Source organism: Paenibacillus sp. J31R120 (assembly GCF_056269225.1).
In genome coordinates this window covers 328784-354654 of record NZ_JBWDNN010000004.1, presented here as the reverse complement: position 1 = coordinate 354654, position 25871 = coordinate 328784, and the positions used below count along the sequence as shown (strand labels likewise).

The window sequence follows — 25871 nt, the reverse complement described above, 5'->3', positions numbered from 1 at the left end:
TCCCCTTATCCGCCTGCGCTTGTATAGCTTTTCAGCATGTAATTCCAATAGACGATGCCTAATACTAGAAACATCACTGCTGCTCCCGCCGACCATGCCATCTCCCAGCCTGCGCGGCCAAGCAAAGCGGAAGCCGGCATAAAGGCGATCAGGCCGACCGGAATGACGAAGGTTAAAATATTTTGGAATGACTTGGCATAAATAGTGCCGGGATACAATCCGAAGTTTGTCACGGAATCAAAAATATCGTAAACTCGGCTGCTCCCTACCCAACGGAATAGCAAGCCTGACATAAAGAGAGAAAAAGCGCACAACACAGCAAGTGAAGCCAGGAACAACCCCGCGAATTGCAGCCATCCAGCCAGATCAGGCGCAGCGATGCCCGACAGAGCGAAGCCGAACAAGACGCCGCCGCTAAGCAGTCTGCCGAAATCTTCCGGGTCCAGCCCGTTCAGCATCGTCATGAACAGCGTGGAGCGCGGCTTGAGCAGCAGCAGGTCAAAGGTGCCCTGGCGGACCAAACGCAGCGTTGTACCAACCATGCCGAAGAAAAGCGGGAATGCGATTCCTTTGGCCATACCAAATATGCCTTGAATCAGGAGCGCTTCATGCAGCGTCCAGCCCGGGAACGATACGCCGGAGCGATAGACGAGAAGCGTAATAAGCGGCACCATCAGGTCGCCCGCAATCATCAGGAAGAGACTAAGAAAGAAGTGGCTGCGATAAGCCGTCTGCACGGCAATCTTCGTACGCATAACCGCGCCGATACACGACAGGATACCGCTCATACGCCCACCCCCGTAAACCTTCTCATCGCCTGCCGGCAAAGCAGCAGCATGATGCCGAACATAATCGCCGTCACTACGGCTTGCAAAGCTACAATGGCTGGAATCGTCATGGAATAACCCGCCAGCTCATATTCGCCAATAAATACCCGCGATGGGACGTACGTAATGAATTGAAAAGGAAGGAAAAAAAGCAGCTTCTGCGTCCACTCGGGGAAAAACGTCAGCGGAATGAACACGCCGGCGCTAATATCCTTGATCAGCATAATGACACGCCGAACGCCTTCCGCTCGAACAATCCAGAAAGCCGTCAAGCCAACACAGTAATTGACGATGAAATTCATGAGGAAGCTTAGCACGATCGACACGATCGCCCATAGCCAGTTGGCCGGCACCAGCTTGATGCCGAATACGAATAAGAAGAGAAAAAAAATAGGCACAAACTCAATCAGAAATCCAAGCGACCGGTGCCCCAGCTTCTGTGCAAGCGCATATACCCAGTGCGGCATCGGACGCAAAGCGAAGGTGACGTATTGCCCCGAGCGCACAAGCATTTGCAAATTCCAGTCGGCGGAGTCGTAAATGAAATAATTAACGACTGTTGCCACGCCAAAATAGGCCAGAATCTGCTCCAGCGTAAAGCCGTTGATCTGACCTGTGCCGCCGTCATAGACAGCGTTCCATATAAAATATTGCGTCAAAAAATAAACCGGTCCTACAAAAATCGATACTGCCATGTGCGATCGGTATACAAGCCATTCTTTGTATGTTGCAAGACCGATTGCCTGCATGGAACCGACTGCTCTGCCTAACCCCACGCCTATCCACCCCATGATCCTTTTTCGACATATTCTAAGGGAATCGACCACCCTCGTCTATAAGGACCATCATATTCCATTGAAAAGTGATAAAAATCATGGGGAAGTATATAGAACTAGGCGTTCATACCTATGTCATTGGGACAAATAAGAGCGCTGCTCTTCATACACAGCTTTGCTGCGGGACTTCAGCAGCCGTCCTGCCCAAGCGAAGATGACATGACCAAGCATAATTCCAGCGAATACGTCCATCACCACATGCTGCTTTACAAATACCGTCGACAAAATAATAGACCAGGTTATGATGCCAATCCCAATCTTCGTACCGCGCCCGATCTCCTTCGACTGGGTAGCGGCTCTGAACAGCAGATAGCTGGACAAGCAATGAATGCTTGGAAAGCAGTTGAACGGCGCATCATTCGTATACACAAATTGCACAAGCCAGCTCAGCAAGTCGTTGCCATCCAGCTCCGCTCTCGGCACCGTCGTCTGAAATATGGTATAGATGGCATAGCATATTAAGACACTAATGACATAGGCGAGCAGCGTCCGGTAATAGGTCGGACGATCCTTGAAGAAGAAAAAGATAAACGTAAGATACAGAAAAGGCATCCATATGGCGTAAGGAATGATGAAGATCTTCATAAACGGAATCAGATCATCCAAATCCGTATAGAGCATCCACACCTGGACCGGCTCCTGGTTAATTAATGTGTAGATCAAACCTAAAGTCGGAATAGCAAGCAGCATCCATAGCGGATGGGCAAGCACCCTCTTCATTCCTTCCTTCGTTAGCATGGATTTCCCCCCGGTATTCTATGTTGTAAATCGATAGGTCCAAAAATGCTCCGTCCCAAAACGGGCTTCAATCTCTTGCTGAGACAGCTCATTCTTGCCAAGCAGCTCAGCCGCCTGGAACTGGGAACGGTGCGCTTGAATCGAAGCAAGCTTCTGCTTCAAGAAAGCTCTCACATCGTAATGAACATCCGGACGTCCGATGGCTTCCTCATGATTCCGCGAGAACGCCAGGCAATGGACCGTCGGCCGCTTCTCAGCCGGCATCTGGCCAATGACCCGAATAACCGCCGCGCCGCATGCGTCGTGATCCGGATGCACGCTGTAGCCGGGATAGAACGTCACCACAAGCGATGGAGACAGCTCTTCGATCAGCTCGCCGATCCGTGCTTCCAGCAACTCCTGATCCTCGAATTCAATCGTTTTGTCATGAAAGCCAAGCAATCTGAGATCCTGTATGCCAATCGCCTGGCAAGAAGATTCAAGCTCAGCCTTTCGAATCGCAGGCAGCGTCACCCGCGTCGCAAACGGCGGGACGCCCATATTGCGGCCCATCTCGCCAAGTGTCAGGCAAGCGTACGTGACGCGCGCCCCGTTATGAATATGCATCGCCAGCGTGCCGGACAAACCAAACGCTTCGTCATCCGGATGCGGCAATACAACTAAAATTTGTTGTTCCATTGTATGATTCATCTCCTCTCGCTTAGAAGGGCTCCGGGCTTAATTGCAGAGCTACGATCAGCTTCCCTTGGCTGTCGTGGCCAGCCATAATAAGCCGTTCGGTCTCTGCGTCCTCGTAATGCGTCAGCCCTTCCGAGTATACCCAGCCATGTGCCATCTTAAGACCAACCCGATAGGGCCCGTTGCCCGAGATTGACCCATGGTTGTAGCGAATCCTCGCGTTGGTCAGGAACGAGGCGGCAGGATGCTTCGAGCTGTCGATGTGGGCGGCATAGGCCCCCGTTGTCTGCTCGATATGAACATACAAGTCTTGATCTTTAAGCTTGTCTATAAGCTGCTGAACTCTCAATGGTTGGATAAGCTGCATCGAACTCTTCCTCTCGTTCTTAATCATGCCTGTAAAAGACTCCAATTTAAACTGGACATTGGTCCAGACCGAGCCTGGACTGGCGGCCCCTGTCTAGCCTAGACCGATAATCGGTATGAGCTCGCTCAAGTGATGGATTTCGTACTTCGGCTTGACCGCCGTCACATTCGGCTTCCTGAGCGGATTGTACCAGCACGTATCAATGCCCGCATTAATGCCGCCCTGCATATCCGAGGTTAGCGAATCGCCGACAATAAGCGCATTCCGGCTGCCCGTCAGATTCAGCTTGGCAAAAGCAAAGTCGAAGATGGCCGGATTCGGCTTCTGAATGCCGGCATCCTCCGATACAATAATATGCTCGAAGGCGTCCGCCAGCTCCGAACGGCCAATCCGGCTTAGCTGAACCTCTCTGATCCCGTTCGTAATGACCGCAAGCCGGTGTCCGCCCGCCAGAAGCTCCCGGCATATCTCCACGGCACCATCCATCAAAAACGAGCCTTCTCCCAAATATCGAAGATACGCTTGGCTGAATTCCTCGGCTGTCCAAGGGATCGTCAAGCCGTTATCGGCAATGAGTCTTGCGAATCGCTCGCTGCGCAGCAAGGCCAAATCAATGGCGCCCTGCTCATATTCCCGCCAAAGCTGCTGATTAATCGTCCTGTAGCTGCCCGTAAGCTGCTCGGATACCTCCAGCTTTGCCTCCCTGAACGATTCGGCCAGCGCGTGAGCCTCCGATTGCGCGTAATCATACAGCGTATCGTCGGCATCAAAGAAAATGACATCATAAGACATGATAAAATCCTCCTGCAATCTGTAAGCCGAATAAGCGATAAGATTTCCGGGCGCAAATGAACGTCCGCAAGGAACGGATCAGCAAGCTGGAACCGCACGCACGGTATCCTGCCGCAGCATCAGCTCTCCCGTTACTCCGCTTGCTTGCTGGCTACAATAAAAAATCGGTGTTCCTTGCTCGTGAAGTGTCCGTCCTTCTCGACCTTCTCCTGAAGCAAGCATAGCTCATTATAACATTTTTCGACGGAAAACCCGGCAAACTCCCAATCCGCAATTTTCGCCAAATAAACAAAGGCCCCTACATCATAAAATCGCTGCTCTGGGAAAAACTCCGCGCTCTCATGGATGGTGAATCCCGCCGCTGCAAGCTCTCTCGAACTGTTCTCCAGATTAAACTGCGGATCTACGATCATCGCGCCTTCACCAAGCAAAAAACGGGACAGCTCACGGTTGTTCTGCCCGCCGACCTGCTGCGTAATAAACAAGCCGCCCGGCTTCAATACCCGGTAAACCTCTTCCGAATTGTACACCTCATGGCGGTTCATCACGAGATCGAACATTTCGTCTTCGAACGGCAGCGGATCATCGTCGCCATACACTTGCCTTATATCGATACCGTATGGAGGCAGCTTCTGCTGGCATAACGCCACATTCGGCGGATACGCCTCCGTCGCATAGGTCCGGCCTGGGGGAGGAGACAGCGACAAGAGGAACTCGCCTCCGCCGGTTCCCATGTCCAGCATAACCCTCTCATCGGTCATGCTGGCTTGCACAGCTTCTTTATAATTCCAGGGAAGCTCCTGTTCCCACACGCGATCCGCCATGTATGAGAAGTCCCATCCTTGAAAAACGTGCCGTTCTTCCGATAGCCAATATTGCTTTCTTTCCTCAGGCGTCATCGTCATCTCCCCTTACAGGATTATTTTCAAGACAATCTGTCTCTCTCGACGTCAGCAATTTGCCAAAGCGCCCTTCAAGGTTGCTTGTTATTTGGCAGACGGAACCGGCCTCTCCAGCGCATATAAATCTTCCTCAATAGAAGCCATTCGCTCCTCAATAACACGTCTGGCGTCAACCATCGCTTGATTATAAATATAAGGAGCCAGCTCCTTCAGCATAAAATCAAGCATGTTCTCTCCTGCCAGCTGACCCATCTCCACCGACAGCTCATCATAAGCGTATTGCTGAAGATTGGAGACAAGCTGCAGCTTCTGTTCCCTCGGCAATTTCAAAGGCACCATCATAAAATCCCCTTTCTATTCATCCTTTTCTTCCTTCGATCATATCACAGGAGCCGCGGGTCCACGATATCCCGTTTGAGCGAGCGCATGATTAGCCAGAAGACTGCGCCAGAATCGTTGCAGCCGCCTCTTGCACGGCGAGAAGAGATTCCTTCGACTCCCGCATATCCTTCAGTCGCACTTCACCCTTCGCCGCTTCATCGCCCCCTACCAGAACCACGTAGCGTATGTCCTTGTCCGAGGCTGCGGCCAGCGATTTCTTCAGCTTGCGGCTGCCCGTCTCCAGGGCGGTTCGGATACCAGCACGCCGCAGCTCCGCCGCCGCTTTCAATGCTCCGGTCTTGCCCTCCTCGCCGATCGGCACTACTATCGCTTGCACTGACGGCAGTACAAGCGGCCGCTCCCTGAGCATCTCCAGGATGGATTCCATTCCGAAAGAGAGACCTACCGTAGGATACGACACACCCTCCCTGCCGATCAGCTTCCCGATAATGGCGTCATAACGTCCCCCTGCGCCCAGACTTGAGGTGAATACGCCGCTCGCATCAAATATTTCGTACACCGTACCGGTATAGAAGGACAGTCCGCGAGACAGGAACGGGTCGAAGATACAAGTCTGCTCCAGACCAAGCTCGCTTATCAGTTTCTCCAGCGCCGCAGCTTCTCGCGCACCTGGCGAATCCGAAATCCCGTACCGGGATGCAATAGCTTCCAAAGCCAGCTTCTCTCCCGAAGCGAACGCCAGCATCGCTTGCTTGACGCTATCGCTGATTCCCTTTTGCGCCAGCTCTTGCTCCACGCCTTCCAGCCCGATTTTGGCGAGCTTATCGAGCGTCAGCATGACAGAGGACAGTTCGTCCTCCTGCACCCCCATAGCTGCAATCGCATCCCCAAGAAAACGCCGGTTATTCCACCGCAGCACAATGGGAATGTCTAAGCGTCCAAACGCATCGACGGCGAGTTGCATTAGCTCGGCCTCGGCTTCCGGTCCGGCTATGCCGACCATATCGACATCGCATTGCAAAAACTCCCGGAGACGTCCTTTTTTGACGGGACCGTCGCGGAATACTTTTCCGATCTCATAACGCTTGTACGGCATCTCCAGACCCGGGTTGAGCGCAATGGTTTTCGCGAACGGGATGGTCAGATCGTAGCGCAGGCCCAGACTGCGGTTGCCCTGATCGGTCAGCCTGTACATTTCCTTCAAAATTTCGTCCCCGCCCGCATATTTGGATGCAAGCAGATCCAGCTCATTGAGCACCGCTGTCTCCATCCCCTTGAAGGTGTACAGCTCGAATAGTTCCGTGAGCACATCCTGCACTTTTTTTCTAAGCGCCTGATCCGGTCCGATAAAATCATAGGTTCCTTTTACGTTTTGCATAACTGTCAGCTCCTTTTTTGAATTGAGGTGTGAACATAAAAAAACGCGCAGGACCTCTTGGTCCTGCGCGCTTCATATCTCGCAGGGAGGCCAACGCGAAATGCGTTAGCCCGCCCTGATTCAATCAGGTGTGCTAACGCTGCTTGTGATGATGAAGTTGATTCAGCTTGGATATACGCATAGCTATAAACCCCTTCATAACATAAAGTAATGCCGATTATAGCGGATTGAATAAGATCATGCAAGCGGCAGCCTGCCCATTAAGATAAATGGTATTCGACCGTCTCTATAGCTACTTCACTCTTCAGCGAATTACTGATGGCGCATGCCTGCTCGACGATGGCAATCAGCTTGTCCTTGTAATTCGGCTCGATGGTAGATGGCAGCTTCACCCGTACCGTAAAGCTGGTAAAGGCGTTGAGCTCCCTGTCCGTCTTCCTCGCTGTCACTTCTACGCTGAGCGGAAACCGCCCGAATTCAACCCCATCCGTCTCCAGCTTCTGCTGAAGCGAGATCGAGACACAAAGACCAAGCGCCGATTCCAGCAGCTCCTGGGGCGACAGCCCGCTTTGGTTATGTCCGTTGCTGCCGATTAACTGCAAGCCCGCTTCGTTATAGATTTCATTTTGTCCGTTCATCAGTTGGATTCTGGTAGTCATGATAATCTCCTTTCATTACACCGAGCGGCAAGCCATAGAGATTTGGCGATATCAATAGAACGCTCCTTACGAACCTTTAGTTCAACTTTTATAAAACAAATTTCTATGTTTTCCGTTATTTTTCGATGAATGACGAGGTTTTTTGACAAAATAAATTCAGAGTAACCGCATAGTATTAATGTAATGGCAAAATAGTAATGCACTTTAATAAACGTGTCAAGCTATAGCTTTTAATAGTAATGGCCTTATAGCCCCGTGGAGAGAGGCGCATTACGTCAATTTTTTATACTTTTCATGAATGTAAGTGCTTTATTTCACGCTCACACCCTCTTCATAAGGAATAAATTGTAATAAATATTTTTCGGAAAGTTGCACACTACTCCTAACGCAAGGGATAAATGAGCTCAATTGTCCCCTCCATGCGAAGTTATTCATGCATCATATCGTTATGATCCGCTCCGACGATGCACAGAATCCGTTCCCCCACATGCTGCTTCACCGCGTTCTTCACACGCTGCACCATGTTCAAATGCCTGCATACCCATCTGAACAAATGAGCTTGCGGATTTATTTAATAATTTAATGATTATCAAATTAGATATATTAAATGAATTCATAAGAGTGAAGTCTTTTTTTGTCAATCATCTTGACCTCAAATTCGATTGCGGACATAATAGGTGATATAAAAATAACGTCGTATGCGACTGGCGAAAAGAGTGGAATAAACCACGAGGAAGCATACGAACGGAATGGATCCGTTCGCCTGGGAGAAGTATCTGCAGTCGGCTCGTCATGAGCTGATGCGGATGCTTTTTTTCGTTTTATTCGAAAATTACCCGCTGGGGAGGTTGCAAGGATGGCATTGTTGATGAAAGCAAAAGAAGCTGCTGATCGAGTTTACCTGGAGATTATGACTGAAGTGAGTGAGCTTGGCATGCAAGGTATTCAGCCCTATCTGGCGACAATTATTGTCGAAGGAGACCCCGCTTCCGCCTATTATGCAGAAGCAAAGCGCAGGATCGCCGAACGGCTTGGCGTATCCTTCCACCTACATGCATTCAAAGCCGACGTAGAAGAAGCCGAAATTATCACGCTAATCCGTCGGTTGAACGAAGACGCATCCGTTCATGGCATTATGGTGGAGCTTCCTCTGCCGCAGCATATCTCGGCGAGGAGAGTGGAACGGGAAATTCGGCCGAGCAAAGATATCGACGGCGTAACGCCGCAAAACAAACTGGCAACCCTGACGGGAGAAGACGGCCTATATCCCGCTACTCCCCAGGCCTGCATCCATCTGCTGAAGCACTATGGATTTTCATTGGAAGGCAGAAACGTAACGCTGGTCGGAAGAGGCCAGACCGTCGGCCTTCCTCTATTCCACCTGCTTCAGCGGGAGCAGGCTACTGTCACCGTCTGTCACTCTCGCACGCCAGACATCGCTTCGCATCTCAGCCATGCAGATATTGCTTTTCTAGCCGTTGGCAGGCCGAATAGAATTACCTCCGCTATGGTTCATGACAGACTGATCGTTGTGGACGCTGGCATCAACGAAACAGAGGACGGCCGTATTGCTGGAGATGGTGCCGCTGACCTGGATGCTTATGTCGCTGCCGTCTCCCCGGTGCCAGGCGGGGTAGGCACGCTGACGACAGCAGTCCTGTTCCAAAATTTGATGAAAGCCATTCGCATCCAACAAGGCGAGGAGGAGCAAATATGAGCAATGTATCATGGGATGATTCCATCCGCCGCTTCCTGCACCAGGCAGGGAGCCCTGATCCTACTCCCGGCGGCGGCAGTGTTGCCGCGTTAGTCGCGGCGCTCGGCGCTTCCATGACGGCAATGGCCGGCAGCTTGTCCCAAGGGGAGAAGTTCGCAGCCTATGAGGCGCAGATTCAAGAGACATTGTCGGAGATGCGACGCCTATCCGCTGCATCAGAAGAGCTGCTTCATGCGGACATCGAGTCGTTCAACGGCTACATGGCGGCATTAAAGCTGCCAAAATCAACAGAGGACGAGAAGGCTTCGCGCAAGCTTGCCCTGGAGTCCGCCACCCTGCATGCCATTGAGGTTCCGCTTCGACTTATGAGATTATGCCGGGATGGCATAACCAGCACTGCCGCTATTGCCGACTCTGCCAACAAGCATGTCATCTCTGACCTTGGCATCGGCGTTATTTTGTTCGAGGCGGCAGCTCGCTCCGCCCTGCTGACTGTTGAGATAAATCTCCGTTCCATGCCGGAGTCGGCTATGAAGAGCCGTTATGCCGAGCAGGCTGCTGCGCTTATGGACGAAATGGAGACGCGATGCAAGGCTGTTCTGCATACAGCCCGTCAGAGAATGTAACGAATCGCAACGGTATGTCGAAATTCGAAAGAGACTCCAAACCACGGCAACGTGATTCGAAGTCTCTTTTTCCCTTTATGATCGATCAAGTACACCCACTTGTTATATCAAATATTCCAGGAACGCCGTCGCGATGCCAAAGTAGATCAGCAACGACAAAATATCGTTAAGCGTTGTAATGAGCGGACCTGACGCTACAGCAGGGTCGACCTTCAGCTTATACAGCAGCAGCGGGATCACTGTACCTGCCAGCGTGCCTATAATGAGCGTCATGACAAGCGAGCCGCCCACGACAAGGCCCAGAATGGGGCTGCCCTGCCAGATGTACGCTATGATGGAGATCAGCACGCCGCAGATGCCGCCGATCATCAGCCCGACCATCAGCTCTCGCCACACCAGTCTTCGGACGACGCCACTGGTCACTTCCTTCGTCGTCAAGCCACGCACGACAACCGCCAGTGACTGTGTTCCCGTATTCCCCGTCATTCCTGCTATCATCGGCATGAAGAAAGCCAGCGCCACAACCTTATCCAGCGTCTCCTCGAACCGGCTAATAATCGTCCCTGATATGATGCCGATCAGCAAGAGCAGAATCAGCCAAGGCAGCCTTCGGTATGCCGCCACATGGGCCTTCGTATCGAAGTCAATCGACTTGCCCGATGCGGACATCTTCGCGATATCCTCGGATGCCTCCCGAATGACGACATCGATAATATCGTCGACGGTGACGATACCGACAAGCACACCGTCCTCTTCCACGACGGGAATAGCAAGAAAGTTGTATCTCTCGATCCGTCGGGCTACTTCCTCCTGGTCCATATCGACCGGAACGGCAATGACCCGCTCATACATAATATCTGTAATCTGATCGCCGATCTCCGCCAGGATCAAATCGCGGTACGATACGACGCCGATCAGCTTCTTCTTCTCATCCACGACGTAGAGATAGTTGATCGACTCCGCAATCTCGGCAAAATCCTTCAGCTTATCGACTGTATCACGAACATTATAATGGCTTGGTATCCAGACGTACCGGTTCGTCATGATCCGGCCCGCCGTCTCCGGCGCATACGCCATCAAGTGCTGCACCGCGAGGACTTCTTCCTTCTTCATGTAGTCCAGGAACGATTTCTTCCGTTCCTCGGACAAGCCTCCGAGCAGGACAGCAAGGTCATCATTGTCCATCCGGTCCATCAGCTCCGCCGTCCGCTCTACGCCAAGCAATGCGAACACCTCAACCTGCTGCATCTGCTCCATCTCGCCGACCATCGCAGTCAACTGCTCCATGGTCATATAGATAACAAATCCGGCGCGGAACTTATCCGGCAGACGGCCATAGACGGCCGCCATATCGTACGGCTGCAGCTCCTCCGCAACAGCCTGGACTTTCGCCCGATCTCCTTCTTTGATCGCATTCTGGACAAGCAAGTCCAGCTCCGTATCGCTAAGATTCATAATCATGGGTCAAGCCACCTCCAATCCTGCTTTCAATCCAAACACGCTTCTTTACCCTTATACCCTATTTGCCCAAAAATATTGCAGTGAAGCAGACCATTATCCCCAAAGGCCAAGAATAATAATCCCTGCTGTAATGAGAACCGAGGTAATGATGCGCCGTGGTCCTTGCTGCTCTCTTAATATAAATATGCCCAGCAGCGTTCCGAATACCGTCCCGATCTCTCGCATGGGAGCAAGCTGCGCCACCGGAGCCAACGATACGGCTAATAAGAATAACAGATATCCGCCTGGTGCAAGCACGCCTCCAAGCAACATGGTCTTCCAATTGACGCGCAGCTCCTGCCCGATCGCACGGGAACGAAGGGCAGCCCAAGTCAGCACCAGCACATTGCCTACATTGGTAGCCTGAAGTACGATAACTGCGGGAAAGTAGTCCAGCGCCAGCTTATCCACCACAATATAACCCGCAATGCAAAGCCCGACAGCCAAGGCGAGCAGCGGAGCTTTCGCCGCTGTTCTCTGGACCCGCTTTAGCTTAATCTCACTTAAGAATAAGATGCCGGCCACAATCGTGGCCACTCCCACCCATCCTATCGGACTAAGCGACTCCCCCAGAAATACGACCGCCATTAGCGGCACCAGCAGCGGGCTCGTTCCCCGCATAATAGGATAAACTTGCGACAAGTCCCCTACCGTATAGGTAGCGGCGAGCAAAGTGATATACATCCCATGCAAGGCTACGGAAGCCAGCATCAGTAGCAAAGCTGCGCCCGTGAAATGGGAGGCATCCCATTCGATAATCGTCCATGGTATCAGCACAATGGTTGCAATGATTTGGCAAAGCCATAGAAACACAATCTTATTCATGCTTTTTTTCGTATACAGGTTCCAGATGGAATGAACAAATCCGGAACCAAGCACTAAAGCAAATGCTAATCCTACCATTCCTTCACTACCTTTGCGCTAGATGCGACACAAACCATATGAGTCTACCTCCAAGCTTCCCGTCATGCGGTAACTGCTTAAGCTCATAGAGACATTGATATCGAAATGAACATCGATAGATGCTTCACCCAGTTTGATTGCAAAATCAACCACATAAAGAGTTTCGAGGCAGCGATTGCTTCCGGTATCATCCCTGTAAAAGAATTTAAACTCAAGCTCGTTTTGACGCCTCCTTGTCCAAAAGAGCCGGTTCAACCTCATCCTCTTACAAATTCTACATAAAAAACGATCTAAAGTCCCACTTATTGTGCAAAAAACATACTAATCGGCCCAAATACAAGGATTGGTTATTTTTGTAGAATGTAGTAGTAAATAGAGAGCGCTTACGACGACCTTCGCTAAACCTCGCAACTCGCTTCACCATTCCGCATGCTGACCGCAACTGCTGTCGAATATTTGATTAAGGGGGAATTTATGTGAATAGCAAAAAACAGAATATGACAAAACTGTGGTCGTCCTCGTACCAATTGCTCGTGACGCTGATGAGAGTCCTGTTTGGATTCGGATGGCTAATGGCGGGCCTGACCAAGATTACGGGGAAAGCCGGGGAAGCGTCCTGGTACCAGTATCCGGGGCAGTTCCTGACCGACTACTTCAACGCCGCTCTATTAAAGCCCAATGTTCCAGAGTTCTACAAAACCTTCATCGAACAATTCTGCCTGAACGAAGTACTGCCCTTCAACTACATCATACCCGCTGTTCAAGTCATTCTCGGCGTCTTTCTCATCCTTGGCATCTGGATTCTGCCATCCATCCTCATCTGCATGTTCATGCATATCAATTTCATTTTGTCCGGCAATATGAACATCATTAGCTTGACGCTTTATACAAGCGCTTTCGGAATTATGATGAACTTGGAGAGGGCTCATAGGCTAAGCCTGCATCGTCTTCTGAAAAGCAAAAGAAGCGGCAAGCCAACGACCGCCCCCGCCTTGTCTGAAATGTCCGAAGAAGCGCTGCAGCCTGCCAGCGTCAGCCTTCCTTAATCGCAGAAGTCCAGCCCCAGAAAAATCCGTCGCGATCCCATGCCGCTTTGCCGCCATGCAGCTTCTTAAATGATTTCTTGACCTCTTTGTCGATCGACGCATGACCGTTCTCATTCACATAAATAAAGGACTCTCCATAATGCGCTCGAATATGCTCCACTGCCGCAGTCTGATAGAGCACGCCCGCATTTTTCATCTCGCTGAACATCCATCTTGCAATTTCATCCGGTGTTGCGCTCATAACCGTCACCCCGATTGCTATCATTTTCTTGTCATCCGCTTAATGGGACCTATTGCCTTTCATTGTACCATAGAAAAGGCCAAGCCCAGAGCAAACGGACTTGGCCCTTCTATGAAATAAATCGGATGACGATTATCAGCGGCTCTGCTTCCCGTCTTCATCAGGCTCGATCAATCCGTATTTGATCTTGACTCTGTCTATCTTCTCGATCATCGGACGAGCGATCAGATAGAGGAAGACAATGGTAGACAAGGCATGGATCATATCGAACCAGAAGCCGGAGACGTACGTCGCAAGCAGGGCTTCCCACGAGAATTCCGCCGTGAACATAAACAAGCTGCCTAGATTAATGATGCCGCCATAGATGAAGAAGGTCGCTAATCCGCCGAATAAACACAGCGACAGCCTCGTCTTGGACAGCTTTCCCTTCTGGAACAATAAGCCGGCAATAAATCCGATAATGCCAAAGCAGAACATTTGCCAGGGCGTCCACGGTCCCTGCCCGAAGAAAAAGTTCGACACAAAGCCCGCCAACGCTCCGACCAAGAAACCAGCTTCCGCCCCCAGACATACCCCTGCGATGATAACAATCGCAACCACGGGCTTGAACTGCGGCAGCATATAAAAGGCGGACCGTCCCGCTACCGCCAGCGCAGCCAGCACGGCGATCAGAATCAGTTCCCTTGCCCGCGGCCCTCTCTGCTCGAAAACCATCGCAAAAGGCAGCATCGTATAGACGATAATCAGCATGCTGATGAAATAATATTTGCGGTCATCGAAGTAGAAGACGCCCGCCAGTATGGTCAGCGGGATAACGATCAGGATGAGAAAGGCGGCGAGCAGTCTCCGCTTGCTCCCCTTGTTCAATAACTGGATTGGCATAGCCTTATAACATCCTCCGTTGTAATAGCTCCCGGGCATAAGTGCCGTACCATACGATTGGCGGACGTCGTGTAGAAGCTGTTGCCCGCAAAGAAAGCGCGCGTCCGGTTCGTTGTAACAACACCGCCGTCGAAGAAGAGGGCGCAGGCATCGGCATACCGGGCGCAAAACTCGATATCATGCGAAACCATCACAATCGTCACGCCTTGCCGGGTCAGATTGGACAGGATACGCGCCAGCTTCTCCTTAAAGAAAGCGTCAAGGCCTTTGGTCGGCTCGTCCAGCAGGATAATCCGAGGCTCCATCAGCAAAATTTTGGCCAGTGCCGCCCTTTGCTGTTCCCCGCCGCTCAGATCGTAAGGATGCATAAGCCTGACATCTTGCAGCTCGGTCAAGACAATGATTTCCTCTATCCTAAACTGCTGCTCCTCCTTGCTTAGTCCCGAATCCGACAGCATCTCCATTAGGTCCAGCTCCACCGTCTTCTTCAGGAACAAATGCTGGGGGTTCTGCGGCAATATGCCCAAGTTCCGATGGAAGCGTTCCTTAAGTCCCTGCTTCTGAATGTCCTGTCCGTTCACAAGCACCTTGCCTCGATACGGGATCTGAGTTCCGCCAATTAGGGACAAAGCCGTCGTCTTCCCCGTCCCGTTGCCCCCTACAATGCAATACCATTCGCCTTCCCTGACGGAAAGCGACAAATCTTTGATTGTGTCGGGAGCCAGCCTCTCATACCGGAACCATACATCCTTCAGCTCAACGACAAACCGGCCCGCACTTGTCTCAACAGCAGGCTGATCCGGCCATTCTCCCAACGTCTTGTCCTTCAGCCATTGCCCGATCCAGCTTCTTCCTTCATTAATCGTCAGCGGATATACCGTATCCGGCTGAGGCTGAAGGCTAGCCGCAATCTGCATGGCGGCAGGCATCGCCGAGAACATCGGATGGTTCAGCTCGGCAAGCGCAGCTCCCGCTTGCGCCGGCGGGGCATCCGCAATCATCCGTCCCTGGTCCATCACGATAAGCCGCTGCGTCAGCGGCAGCACCTCCTCCAGCCGATGCTCGGACAAGAGGATGGTCGTCCCGAGATCCCGATTGATTCTGCGCAGCGTCTCCAGAAACTCCTGGGCAGCGATAGGATCGAGCTGCGATGTCGGCTCGTCCAGAATAAGGACGGACGGTTGCATCGCCATGACGCCCGCCAGATTCAGCAGCTGCTTCTGGCCGCCGGACAGCTCGGCTACGCGCTTATGGAACCAAGCTTGAATGCCGAAGAAGCTGGCCATCTCCGCAACGCGAAGCCGAATCGTCCGTTGATCATAGCCAAGGCTCTCCAGCCCAAATGCAAGCTCATGCCACACTTTATCCGTTACAAGCTGATTGTCCGGGTTCTGTTGAACAAAGCCGATCTCCGACGCTTGCCGCCGTTGTCCGATCGAGGATAACGGCTCCCCCTGGAAATAAATCATGCCATCCCGTTTGCCGTGAGGCGTGAGAATCGTCTTAAATTGCCGCAGCAGCGTGCTCTTGCCGGAGCCAGATTGACCGCATAGCGTGATAAACTCGCCGCTTCTAATCGTCAAATCCAGTCCGTCAAGCGCCTTCCGCTCTTGCTGCGGGTAGCTGAAGCTTACATTTTCGACTCGATACGCTTCCATTTCCAAGCCTCCTGCAAGTTGATAATAACCGGAAGCATGCACAGAAGCGCGTAAGCGGTATAGACCGCCACGCTCCATACCGTAACCGGGGCCAGCTTTATCGATGGAAAAAACCGCATGCTGACTGTTCCAAGCATGAACCCGGCGCCCATAATGGCGGCCAGTAAGGACATAATTGAAAGCAAGATGCCGTCCCTGCCGTCAAAGCGGAAGATCGAGAAGCTCGTTCTGCCCGGCAAGCCGTAGCCACGCGATTTCATCGAATCGGCTGTCTCCATCCCGTTCTCCAGCGCCCAGGTCGTCATCATCGACAAGATGTTGATGCCGTTCCTCGCCCTGCTCCACAGGCTCCCTTGCGTCATGTCCCTGCCGATGCAGCGCTGCGCATAGGATATCGCTTTGATCTGCTCGATATACCTCGGCACAAACCGCAGCACCATCGATAATATCAGCGAAAGCGCAGGAATGACTCTGCCGAACAAATAAATGAATTTGTCCGATGTCATGACCGCATTGTAGCAAGAAAACCATAGAATCACGGTAATAAACATGACGGCCGCCGCCACGCCGTACAGAATCGACTCCAGCGTGACGGGATTGCCGCTTTTCAGATAAAACAAGATCGTCACGCCCTGATGATTAAAGGCCGGATTCATCGCCGCCATAATAAGCAGCATCGGGAGCAAGTAGACGAAGCTGAACTTCAGCGCCTTGGCCCCCTTCACAAGCAACGAATAGCTGAACGCCCCGATTAGCGCAATAGCTTGGGCAATGGGGTGCATGACTAGCATGCTGCATGCGATCATACCCGCAAAGTAACTGAAGGTTAGGGCAGGATGCAGACCGGCAAAGCTATCTCTCATTCCTCTCCTCCCGAAGCGACAAAGCCTCCCCCGATATCACGGCCCAAATCACAGGTATAGACCCAGTCGACGACATCGCCGTCCTTCAGCACATAACGGCTTGCTCCGTAATTGGGAAACCACTCGTTAACCTTGTACATCCACCCGCTAAGCTCACCGCAATCGAACTCATAAATATTGTTGATGCCCTCCACGTAATTGCTGTTATAGATCGGCGTCATGACGAACTCCATATGAATTTTGTTGCGCTTCATCTCTCTGAGGAGTACGTCGAATACCGATTCGCCTTCATAGAACGTCACCTTCTGAGACGGATAGATGACGCCATCGTCAGGCAATACCTCCAGCTTCTTCTCATTGAACAGCTTCATGTTGTTCAGAATCGTCTTGGCCGTAACGGATAAGGTAATCGACATCTCCTTATCCTTGTTAATCGTGACATCCTGCCACTCCACCGGCTTCGGCTTGCCAGACGGTACCGGATCAGTCAGATAGCGGTCCTTGCCTTCATTAGCAGGCTTAGGTGAAATGGTCGGCTTCGGCTTCGCGGATGGCTTGGGCGTCGCGCTCGGCAGAAGCGATGGTGTGGGCGTCACTTCTGGCTTAGGTGTGCGCTCCGGGCTGCCTGATGCCGGCTGCTCCGACGAAGCAGCGGAAGAAGGAGCGTCCGATTGGAGCTCCTCCTCCTTCCGCCCTCCGCTGTCTGTCTCCTCACCAGGAGCCTCAGTGGCATCATCCGGTTGTAGCGATGGCTCCTCCTCCAACACGCCTGCCCCGTCTAGATCTCCGGGAGCGGCAGCTTCCGCAGAAGGCAGCGCGTCAGGCTCGCCCTCATCGATGACATGCGCAGCCTGTTCAGGCGTCAGCGGAACAACCTCATGCCTCGGCCCCAGGAAAAAGGCGATAACGAGCGCCAGTACTATACAGATCCCGAATAAAAGCTTTTTATTGCTCATCCACTTTTTCATTTCACATCAGTCAGGTCATACAAGCGGTTTTTCTCTTGAAGCAGCCGGTCATAGGCCACGAGCGCATACATTGCCTGATCGGTCGCCATCGGGTCTACGTCGCCAGGCGCAGCCCCGCCATTGCCCTCATTGCCAGCTTTGATATGATAGAAGCCTCCGCCCGGAGCTGCATAGCCTATCAGCGCATCAATGGCAGATCGGCCATTCTTCACAAATCTCGGATCAAGATGGGCATCGATGCCGAGAGCGGACAGCGCCACAATTACTTGTGCCGTGCTTTCCGAATTAACTGCTCCCCAGCTCTTGAATCCGCCATCCTCATGCTGCGCTTGCGACAGCCACTGTATGGCGCGGTCCACCGCCGCCTTCACTTCCGGCTTCGTCTTGTAATACGGAGTCAGCGATTGAATCGCCATTGCCGTAATATCCGGATCGGCTTGTGCCGGCTTCTCGCCAAGCGCCCAGCCGCCTCCCTTGATTTCTCTGCCCAGAATAAACTCGATCAGTCTATCTCTCGTTGTCTGTACTTCAACACCGTCCACTTGCGGAATCTCGTAAGCACGGCTATCGAGCGCAATAAGAGCAAAGATAGGCCCGTTAATGCCCTGTACGGTCAAAGCGTTGAAGTCCGCCAGCGGCTTCAGCAGGTCATAGCCCGCAGCCTTCGTCACATCTTTTCCAATGGAGCCCAGAGCAAGAATGACTCTATCGTACTCCGTATACTTCACCGTATGAAGCACGCCATCCTTCGCTTTCAGCGTATTGGTCAAGTTCGCATAATACGTCTCATAATAAGCATCCGGCACTTGCACGCCTGAGCGCGCAAGTCCGAAGACCGTCCATTCTCCCCCGATCGACGCCACGACCGGATTCGTAATGGTCTTCTGCATATGAGCGGCCGTGTCCCCAATCAGCTTGCTTACCCGCTTCTGAATCGTATCTTCCGATTCTTCGCCAGGCTGCTCCTGCTCCGGATAATGGTAAGCTCTCATCGCCACCACAATGGCCATTTCTCTTGTTACTTTATCCCTCGGGCTGAACTTGCCGTTGCTTCCGGTCATCAGGCCGGAAGCTTGGGCCGCTTGAACCGCAGTCCGCGCCCATTCCGAGATGTCGCTCGCATCCGCTGGCTGAGCCTGTCCTTTTGACTCTCCCAGCTCCAAGGCACGCACGATCATGACTGCCATCTCTTCACGGCTAATCGGCTTGTCCGGATGGAAGCTTCCCTCATAGCCCGTCACAATGCCTGCTTGATACGCGGCATGCACCGCTTCATAATACCAGTCGCCCGGCTTCACATCGGCAAAGGATGCGGCAGGCTTCGGAGCTTTTGCCAGCTTCAATACTTGCGTAATCATGGAAGCGAACTCCGCTCTCGTCACGGAAGACTTCGGATTAATCTTGCCGTCATAGCCCTTAACAAAGTCCTTCTGAACAGCCTCGGCAATAGATGAATATGCCCATTCCGAGATGAGCTTGCTGTCGCTGAACAGCTTGTCGAGATCAGGCTTCGCACCGCCCCCGTTGTTCTCGGACGGTGTGCCCGGCTCTGGTTTCTCTGGCGTTGTGCCCGGATCAGGATTATTCGGATTTTCCGGCGTCTCCCAATCCGTATCAGCGCCTACATCTCTGCCCAGATCCGTCGTATACCGCCACTTGACGATATCTCCGTCTTTCAAAATATAGCGGCTTGCCCCAAAGTTCGGGAATACGCCATTCACACTATACATCCAGCCGCTTTCGGCGCCATGATCGAACTCGCCGTCCCCGGCAATCGAGGCCACATACACACTCTCGTATTGGTCATACCAAGAATATTTGTAGGTAATGCCTGCTTTGTCCATAACGCGCTTCAATACATCCCATACGGTCTCGCCTTGCTCGAATTCAACCTTCACCGGCGAGATAACAAATCCTTTATTAATGGTCAGCTTGTCAATCGACAGCGTTGCCTTCTTCAACTGCGGGGTGCCACCGTCGCCCGGAGACGCAACAACCGATGTGCTATAAGCTGCGAAATCGGTAAAATGGTTCGTTCTTACGATGAGGTCATTGCCCTTATCGAACGCATACTCCGCTTTGCCGCTTTGCTCCCCCAATTCCTCGCTCTCAAACTTGGCGATCGCGTGAATCTCTCCGTCAGCGATATAGGCGGCATCCTTGCCTTTCATTCCGGCAAAGGTAAGCGTAACATATTGATCGAACGTTACCCCGGAAGTCCCGCCCATTGTGAACAGAGCAGCTACCTCCGATAGCTTCTTGCCGGACGGCACAAGCGTATTCAGCTGTTCCTTCAAGGTGGCTCCGCCCGTATTCTGGAACGTCATAAGCTCCAACGATTGCGAAGGATCGCCGGTGGACATCTTCATCCCGGCCGGGAATTGCGCGGTCATCTTGCCCTTTGTGACCGTAAGCTTTGGCAGCAGCCTGCCGTTTGGCAGCGCGGCCCATACTTTGGATGTCTTCTCTGCCGGAATCGTGATCGTAATCTCTTTGCCTGCATCCGAAGGCTTGACGACAACCTTGTATTCCGATGTATCATTCGGAATCGCAATCTCTGGCTGCACATCACCCTCAGGCAGCGTAACCAGGTTAAGCTCCGGCTCTTCAAAGCGAAGCTTGCCCAGCTTGTACCAAGTGGACTCTCCGTTCACCACATCCGCAACTGCAACTGCCGATTGCTTCGTTGCCATGCCGATGGAACCGGTTTGTTCCAGCTGCCAAGTGAATGAACCGTCATCAAGCTGATGCTTCAGCAGCGCGTCAATTGGCGTCTTGCCATCAATAGCCCAATAGCCTGCACGGTCAGTCAAGTCCTCCCCGACTGCGACCAAGCCTTGAATGGCACAGGCAATGCTGTTCGAGTTCTCGGTATCCCACATGCTGGTGCCGGCGAAGCCGCCGCCTTCCTTCTGCATGCTCTTCAAATATTGCTTGGCCTTCTCAATGCTTTGTTCGATGGCTTCGCCTTCGAATCGGGATAACACAAGGAGCGCCCAGCCTGTGTAGTCGATCTGGCTGAAGGAGCCGAAGCTGCCATTGTCCTTCTGTTGCTTAAGCAGCGACTCAAGCGCCTTGTTGCGATTCTCTTCATTCCAAGAGCCAACATCAACGCCGAGATCGGCTCCGATCTCCAGCGCAACCATAGCCCATACTTGTTTGCCCAGATTGGAGAAGGCGCCTGTCTCCTTGTTCTGTTGGCTTGCCAGCTCGGCGAACAGGTTCCGCTTGGTATCGAATGCTTCCGCCGGATTCTGTCCGACGCCAAGCAAGCCGTATATATAGTAGATATGGCTGTTGTCCGCGGCATCCGGCTTGATGCCCGGATCCTTGGTGCGCCAGTCATAGTTCGGCCATGGCGTAATCGCGGCATGATTTCGTGCCTCAGCTACGGCTACGAATGCTTCCCAATCCCAGCTCGGCTCTGCCGGAAGATGGCTGTTATAGTAGTCCGCAATCTTGAGCAAAGCTTCTTCCGGTGTCGGATCAGGTTCCGGCTCGAAGGTTAGCTCGCCCAGCTTGTACCAGGAGGACTGGCCATTCACGACGTCCAGTACCGCAACGGCGGCTTGCTTGGTTGCCATGCCGATCGATCCCGGCTTAATGAGTTGCCAAGTGAAAGAACCGTCATCTAGCTGATGTCTCAGCAGCGCATCCATTGGCGTCTTGCCGTCAAAGGCCCAATAGCCCGTCCGATCGGTCAGATCCTCGCCAACCGCAACCAGACCCTGTATAGCACAGGCGATGCTGTTCGAATTCTCGGATTCATATTTGCTGGCGCCGTTAAAGCCGCCGCCCTCTTTTTGCATGCTCTTCAAATATTGCTTGGCTTTCTCAATGCTTTGGCTAACCGCTTCGCCATCGTATCGGGACAAGACGATTAGCGCCCAGCCCGTGTAGTCGATCTGACTGAAGGAGCCGAAGCTGCCGTTTTCCTTTTGCTGCGACAACAGAAATTGCAGCGCAAGTCTGCGGCTCTCTTCGTTCCACGTACCGACATCCACGCCTAGATCGCGCCCAACTTCGAGTGCAACCATCGCCCAAATCTGCTTGCCGAGGTTACCGAAGTTGCCAGTCTCCTTATTTAGCTGGCTCGCCAGCTCGGCAAACAGGTTCCGGTGCGTATCGAATGCATCAGCCGGGTTCTGTCCGACACTTAACAGACCGTAAATATAATAGATATGGCTGTTATCGCCTGTATTCGGCTTAAAGCCAGGGTCCTTCTTACGCCACTCATAATTCGGCCATGCTGGTAAATCAACATGCTCCGAGGCTGCTCTTAACGCCACGAAAGCTTCCCAATCCCCAGCAGGAGAGCTTGGCATTTTCCCTGCATAATAAGCAGCAACCTTCTCCATGGCATCCGTATAGGAGGCTATGGCATCATCCTCTGCAGCCAAAGCGGCTGCTACTTCTTCTTCATTACCTGGCTCATCCGGTTCGGCAGCTGACTCATTCGACTCCCCTTCTGCCTCTTCTACAGGCGCGCCCGGTTCATCGCCAGTCCCCGTATCATCGGCGACAGCTTCTTCAAGCTGCAGGACCGGCATGCCGGCTTCGTCCGCCGCCCATGCATAGGCAGGGCTGAGAACGGAGACCAGCATCATCAAGCTGAGAATTAGTGCGGCAAATTTGACTTTCACTCGATTGTAGAACATGATGCATTCACTCCTCCATAAAGTTGGGCATAACAAAAAACACCTCCCTTCAGTCAGAAGAAAGATGTTGTACGAAACAAAATAACATTTAATAGACAGAAGGGCCGAACTAAGCCTCTTCCATTAAATGACGCCAATACCTCCCTTCCCATCCGCGTGGGATTCCATAGAGCATTCTTGTGGCAGGTTTCCTGGCTTCGCTTCATCGCCGGACGATCTCCTTCCCGTCTTGTGACAGTGGATCATGATCGCAGGCTCTGCGTTACAGTGGCGGGACCGCGTTCGATTCTAACGAACTTCCCTTTTAACTTCTGATAGGATGCAACTCCATCTCAAAAGCACCATAAAAATCTTATTCAGTTGGCTACATGCTACTACACGCAACCTTTGATGGCAATAAAAATCTATGATCATACACGAAATCGTGCCAACTTTCAGCTCGCTTTCACGCAATGCTAGCTTTATAGACTCCAGTATCGGTAGCCTTGCAGCTCAAATTTCGTTCTATTGTAAATCCCCTTCACATCGCATAGCAGCTTCTTCTGGCTGTCCCCGAACAGCTTGTCGAAGTCCGCAACGTCCATATCCGCGATCATCTGGTGCGGCGTTGCCACAAGCACAGCATTCAGATGATGAAGAGCGGATAAATCGGACAGCTCTATGCCGTATTGCTCATACGCCAGCCGGCTGTCGACAAGCGGATCGACAATAATGGGATAAATCCCGTATTGCTGCAGCTCATCCACAATATCAGACACTTGCGTATGACGGATATCCGGGTCATTCTCTATCGTAGAAAATCCGATAATGCCTACTCTTGCAAAACGAATATCCATTCGGAGTCCCGTCAGCTGCTTAATGAATTGCTGGGCAATGTATCTGCCCATGCCATCATTAATATGCCGGCCAGCCCGCAGGAGAGGAAATGAATAACCGGCCGCCTCGGCGTGTCGCAGCAGATCGCAGGCATCGGCGGCTTCGCTCTGTGCGACAGACAATCCGGGACGGATGGGAAGCTCCTCTTCATATACGCCCGCCGCCTCCAGCGCCGCTTTCGTATCCACTCCCAGCCGATTGCACAGCATGGACAGCTCGTTCATAAAAGCCAAGTGAAGATCACTTCGGGCTTTCCCGATGGCTTGCGCCGATTCGGCCGCTTTCATGCTTCCTGCGCGGAATACGCCTCCATCTGCAATGATACTGTATACGCTGGCTACGATATCCAGCGTATCGTCATCCATGCCGGAGACGATCTTCTTCACTGTCCTGCGGGATGGCTCTGTGGATTCGTCTCCTCTACCGCTTCCCGGCGAGCATCCTACCTTGAAATCCTCGCCGGACAACAGGCCGGACACTTCCTCCAGCACGGGGATGCAAGCCTCTTCGATCATGCCCGGATAGAGGGTCGATTCATAGACGACGACTGCTCCAATCTTCATCCGTCTGGCAACGGTCTGGCTCGCTTCAAGCACAAGCGACAAATCCGGGGCAAGACCCCGCCCGGCAGACGCCGGAACCGCTATAATATAGAATTCCGCGTCCTCCAATCTGGACTCGTCCGATGTGAATTCCACTTGGCTGTCCCGAATAGCCTGAAAACCAACATCGCCTGTCGTATCAACCCCCTGGCGATAACGCTCAATTCGATCTGCATGGGCATCATAGCCGATGACCGGCACATGCTTCGAGAAGGCCAGCGCCAGCGGCAAGCCGGCATGGCCGAGACCGATGATTGCAATAGCGGTCTCCCGATTGACTAATCGCGTATACATCATCCGCTTCATCCCCATTTCTCATTCATCCTGCCTCTATGTCTTGCCGATCGTCGTCCGTAGCGCGTTATTCAGCCATTCCTCCATCGCGGATGCCTGCATCGGCTTGCTATAATAGTAGCCTTGCATCACATGACAGCCTAATTCCCGGAGCAGCGCCATCTGCTGCGGGTCCTCGATGCCTTCGGCCACAACTTCGACATTCAGGCTTTCCGCCATAAGCACGATGGCTTGAATCATTGTCTGCTTGACAGGCTTGTCCATATCGCTTGTGAACAGGCGGTCCAGCTTCAGCGAGTCGATCGGAATCCGGTCCAGCAAGCCAAGCGCGGAATAGCCGCTTCCGAAGTCATCCATTGCGATTCGAATCCCAAGCTCCCGGATTCCTGTCAATTGCTTCATAATATCGTTCACATCGTGCAGCACGACAGATTCCGTAATCTCCAGCTCCAGCCGGTCCGGCGGCAGCCCTGTCTGCTTCAGCACGGCCTTGATTGTCTCCAGCAATCTGTCATTGCGGAACAGGCTGAGAGATACATTGACAGCTACCGGCTGGTCAATGCCCTTGTCCATCCATTCCTTGCACTGGGAGCACGCCGCTTCCAGCGTCCATTCCGTTAGCGGCATAATGAGCCCATTCTCCTCTGCAACCGGAATGAACTCATCCGGATGTACGACGCCGAGCCTGCTATGATTCCACCGAATGAATGACTCAAAGCCGGACAAGCTGTTCGTCTGTACGTTCCACTTCGGCTGATACACCAAAAAAAATTGCTTCTGCTCGAAGGCCCGGCGCAAATCCTTCTCCAGCTCCAGCCTTCGAACCTGCGCATGGCCAATCTGCTCATTGTAGAAGCAATATTGATTTTTCCCGAGCGCCTTCGCCCGGTACATGGCGGTATCGGCTGCCTTCAGCAGCGTAAGACGATTTTGATCCTGAACGGGACCTACACTGATTCCAATACTGCATGTTACATAGAGTTCATTATGCTCAATGAGGAAAGGCTTCTTCATATGATGAAAGATATCTATGGCAAGCCGCTCTGCGCCTTCCTTGTCCCCGGCCTGCATCACCACGAGAAATTCATCTCCCCCGATTCTGAATACATGCTGGCGAGGGCCGTCAATAAAGGCGCTGAGACGGCTTCCGACCTCCTTAACGAGCTGATCGCCGATATGGTGGCCTAGCGTATCGTTTACGGCTTTGAAATGATCCAGATCCAAAAACAAGACGCCCGCAATGCCATTTACTTCATAACGATCGAAGAAACGAGTCATCGCATGGCGATTAGGCAGATCGGTAATGCTGTCCCGGTAAGCCAGCTTCTCCAATTCCTGCCGAAACGCGGCGTTTGTTCTCTTTTGCAACATGATGTAGATCAACGCGCTTAGTAATAAAAGATAAAGAACAACAATAGTGACCAGTCCTTGTATGTAAATGATGAGTTGGATAGAATGCTGATTCAAGCATAACAAACATATCTAGACAATTTCTCAACAAGATGTCTAATGCGAACA

Annotated in this window: 23 protein-coding genes and 2 riboswitches; of the genes, 3 read left to right on the top strand and 20 right to left on the bottom strand. The window is 52.3% G+C overall.

Annotated elements, in window-relative coordinates; translation table 11 throughout:
• Positions 1–5: 5 nt before the first annotated feature.
• The 10 genes from AC0YNW_RS17085 to AC0YNW_RS17040 form a co-directional block, all read right to left on the bottom strand.
• A complete protein-coding gene (locus tag AC0YNW_RS17085; protein WP_475832951.1) occupies positions 6–788 on the bottom strand; it encodes an ABC transporter permease in 783 nt (260 codons plus the stop codon).
• Positions 785–1603, bottom strand: coding sequence for an ABC transporter permease (locus AC0YNW_RS17080; protein ID WP_475832950.1), 819 nt, complete (start codon positions 1601–1603; stop codon positions 785–787). Before AC0YNW_RS17080 ends, AC0YNW_RS17085 begins: the two co-directional genes overlap by 4 nt.
• A gap of 135 nt (positions 1604–1738) precedes the next feature.
• Positions 1739–2401: a phosphatase PAP2 family protein gene (locus tag AC0YNW_RS17075; RefSeq protein WP_387471177.1), complete on the bottom strand. Its 663-nt coding sequence runs from the start codon at positions 2399–2401 to the stop codon at positions 1739–1741.
• Between the two features lie 18 nt (positions 2402–2419).
• Positions 2420–3079, bottom strand: a complete 660-nt coding sequence (gene bshB2 / locus AC0YNW_RS17070; protein WP_387471175.1) for a bacillithiol biosynthesis deacetylase BshB2 — start codon at positions 3077–3079, stop codon at positions 2420–2422.
• Between the two features lie 22 nt (positions 3080–3101).
• Positions 3102–3446, bottom strand: coding sequence for a YojF family protein (locus tag AC0YNW_RS17065; RefSeq protein WP_475832949.1), 345 nt, complete (start codon positions 3444–3446; stop codon positions 3102–3104).
• A 93-nt stretch (positions 3447–3539) separates the two neighbouring features.
• Positions 3540–4238, bottom strand: coding sequence for a YjjG family noncanonical pyrimidine nucleotidase (locus tag AC0YNW_RS17060; protein ID WP_475832948.1), 699 nt, complete (start codon positions 4236–4238; stop codon positions 3540–3542).
• Positions 4239–4369: 131 nt separating this feature from the next.
• Positions 4370–5137 carry a class I SAM-dependent methyltransferase gene (locus AC0YNW_RS17055; protein ID WP_475832947.1) on the bottom strand — a complete coding sequence of 256 codons (768 nt, stop codon included), beginning with the start codon at positions 5135–5137 and terminating at the stop codon, positions 4370–4372.
• An 87-nt stretch (positions 5138–5224) separates the two neighbouring features.
• A complete protein-coding gene (locus AC0YNW_RS17050; protein WP_387471167.1) occupies positions 5225–5482 on the bottom strand; it encodes a DUF2164 domain-containing protein in 258 nt (85 codons plus the stop codon).
• An 88-nt stretch (positions 5483–5570) separates the two neighbouring features.
• Positions 5571–6860 (bottom strand): histidine--tRNA ligase, encoded by a 1290-nt coding sequence (locus tag AC0YNW_RS17045; RefSeq protein ID WP_475832946.1) that lies wholly within the window; start codon positions 6858–6860, stop codon positions 5571–5573.
• A gap of 260 nt (positions 6861–7120) precedes the next feature.
• On the bottom strand, positions 7121–7519 hold the full coding sequence (locus AC0YNW_RS17040; protein ID WP_387471163.1) for an OsmC family protein: 399 nt from the start codon (positions 7517–7519) through the stop codon (positions 7121–7123).
• 690 nt (positions 7520–8209) lie between these two features.
• Positions 8210–8295, top strand: a riboswitch (ZMP/ZTP riboswitch).
• Between the two features lie 80 nt (positions 8296–8375).
• Here AC0YNW_RS17040 and AC0YNW_RS17035 point away from each other — a divergent pair.
• A complete protein-coding gene (locus AC0YNW_RS17035) occupies positions 8376–9236 on the top strand; it encodes a bifunctional 5,10-methylenetetrahydrofolate dehydrogenase/5,10-methenyltetrahydrofolate cyclohydrolase (RefSeq protein WP_475832945.1) in 861 nt (286 codons plus the stop codon).
• Positions 9233–9862, top strand: coding sequence for a cyclodeaminase/cyclohydrolase family protein (locus tag AC0YNW_RS17030; protein WP_475832944.1), 630 nt, complete (start codon positions 9233–9235; stop codon positions 9860–9862). The genes AC0YNW_RS17035 and AC0YNW_RS17030 overlap by 4 nt, the downstream gene beginning before the upstream one ends.
• A gap of 102 nt (positions 9863–9964) precedes the next feature.
• Here the strand turns inward: AC0YNW_RS17030 and mgtE are convergent, their stop codons facing one another.
• Positions 9965–11323, bottom strand: a complete 1359-nt coding sequence (gene mgtE, locus AC0YNW_RS17025) for a magnesium transporter (protein ID WP_387471155.1) — start codon at positions 11321–11323, stop codon at positions 9965–9967.
• Between the two features lie 93 nt (positions 11324–11416).
• The gene (locus AC0YNW_RS17020; RefSeq protein ID WP_475832943.1) at positions 11417–12265 is read right to left on the bottom strand and encodes an EamA family transporter; all 849 of its coding nucleotides are present in this window, start codon (positions 12263–12265) and stop codon (positions 11417–11419) included.
• Between the two features lie 476 nt (positions 12266–12741).
• Here AC0YNW_RS17020 and AC0YNW_RS17015 point away from each other — a divergent pair, with 476 nt between their 5' ends.
• Positions 12742–13311, top strand: a complete 570-nt coding sequence (locus tag AC0YNW_RS17015) for a hypothetical protein (protein ID WP_475832942.1) — start codon at positions 12742–12744, stop codon at positions 13309–13311.
• Here AC0YNW_RS17015 and AC0YNW_RS17010 read toward each other — a convergent pair.
• From AC0YNW_RS17010 to AC0YNW_RS16975, 8 genes are all read right to left on the bottom strand, one after another.
• Complete coding sequence (locus AC0YNW_RS17010; RefSeq protein ID WP_387471663.1) at positions 13298–13552, bottom strand: DUF6953 family protein; 255 nt, start codon at positions 13550–13552, stop codon at positions 13298–13300. The two genes, AC0YNW_RS17015 and AC0YNW_RS17010, sit on opposite strands and share 14 nt — an antisense overlap.
• A gap of 135 nt (positions 13553–13687) precedes the next feature.
• Positions 13688–14434, bottom strand: coding sequence for an ECF transporter S component (locus tag AC0YNW_RS17005; protein ID WP_475832941.1), 747 nt, complete (start codon positions 14432–14434; stop codon positions 13688–13690).
• Complete coding sequence (locus AC0YNW_RS17000) at positions 14416–16092, bottom strand: ABC transporter ATP-binding protein (protein WP_475832940.1); 1677 nt, start codon at positions 16090–16092, stop codon at positions 14416–14418. The genes AC0YNW_RS17005 and AC0YNW_RS17000 overlap by 19 nt, the downstream gene beginning before the upstream one ends.
• Complete coding sequence (locus AC0YNW_RS16995) at positions 16065–16955, bottom strand: energy-coupling factor transporter transmembrane component T (protein ID WP_475832939.1); 891 nt, start codon at positions 16953–16955, stop codon at positions 16065–16067. The genes AC0YNW_RS17000 and AC0YNW_RS16995 overlap by 28 nt, the downstream gene beginning before the upstream one ends.
• Positions 16952–17911, bottom strand: coding sequence for a DUF4430 domain-containing protein (locus AC0YNW_RS16990; RefSeq protein WP_475832938.1), 960 nt, complete (start codon positions 17909–17911; stop codon positions 16952–16954). The genes AC0YNW_RS16995 and AC0YNW_RS16990 overlap by 4 nt, the downstream gene beginning before the upstream one ends.
• An 8-nt stretch (positions 17912–17919) precedes the next feature.
• Positions 17920–22581, bottom strand: coding sequence for an S-layer homology domain-containing protein (locus AC0YNW_RS16985; protein WP_475832937.1), 4662 nt, complete (start codon positions 22579–22581; stop codon positions 17920–17922).
• Between the two features lie 164 nt (positions 22582–22745).
• A riboswitch (cobalamin riboswitch) is annotated at positions 22746–22942 on the bottom strand.
• Between the two features lie 100 nt (positions 22943–23042).
• Complete coding sequence (locus AC0YNW_RS16980) at positions 23043–24371, bottom strand: nucleotide sugar dehydrogenase (RefSeq protein ID WP_475832936.1); 1329 nt, start codon at positions 24369–24371, stop codon at positions 23043–23045.
• A gap of 18 nt (positions 24372–24389) precedes the next feature.
• On the bottom strand, positions 24390–25724 hold the full coding sequence (locus tag AC0YNW_RS16975) for a putative bifunctional diguanylate cyclase/phosphodiesterase (protein WP_475832935.1): 1335 nt from the start codon (positions 25722–25724) through the stop codon (positions 24390–24392).
• Positions 25725–25871: the final 147 nt, after the last annotated feature.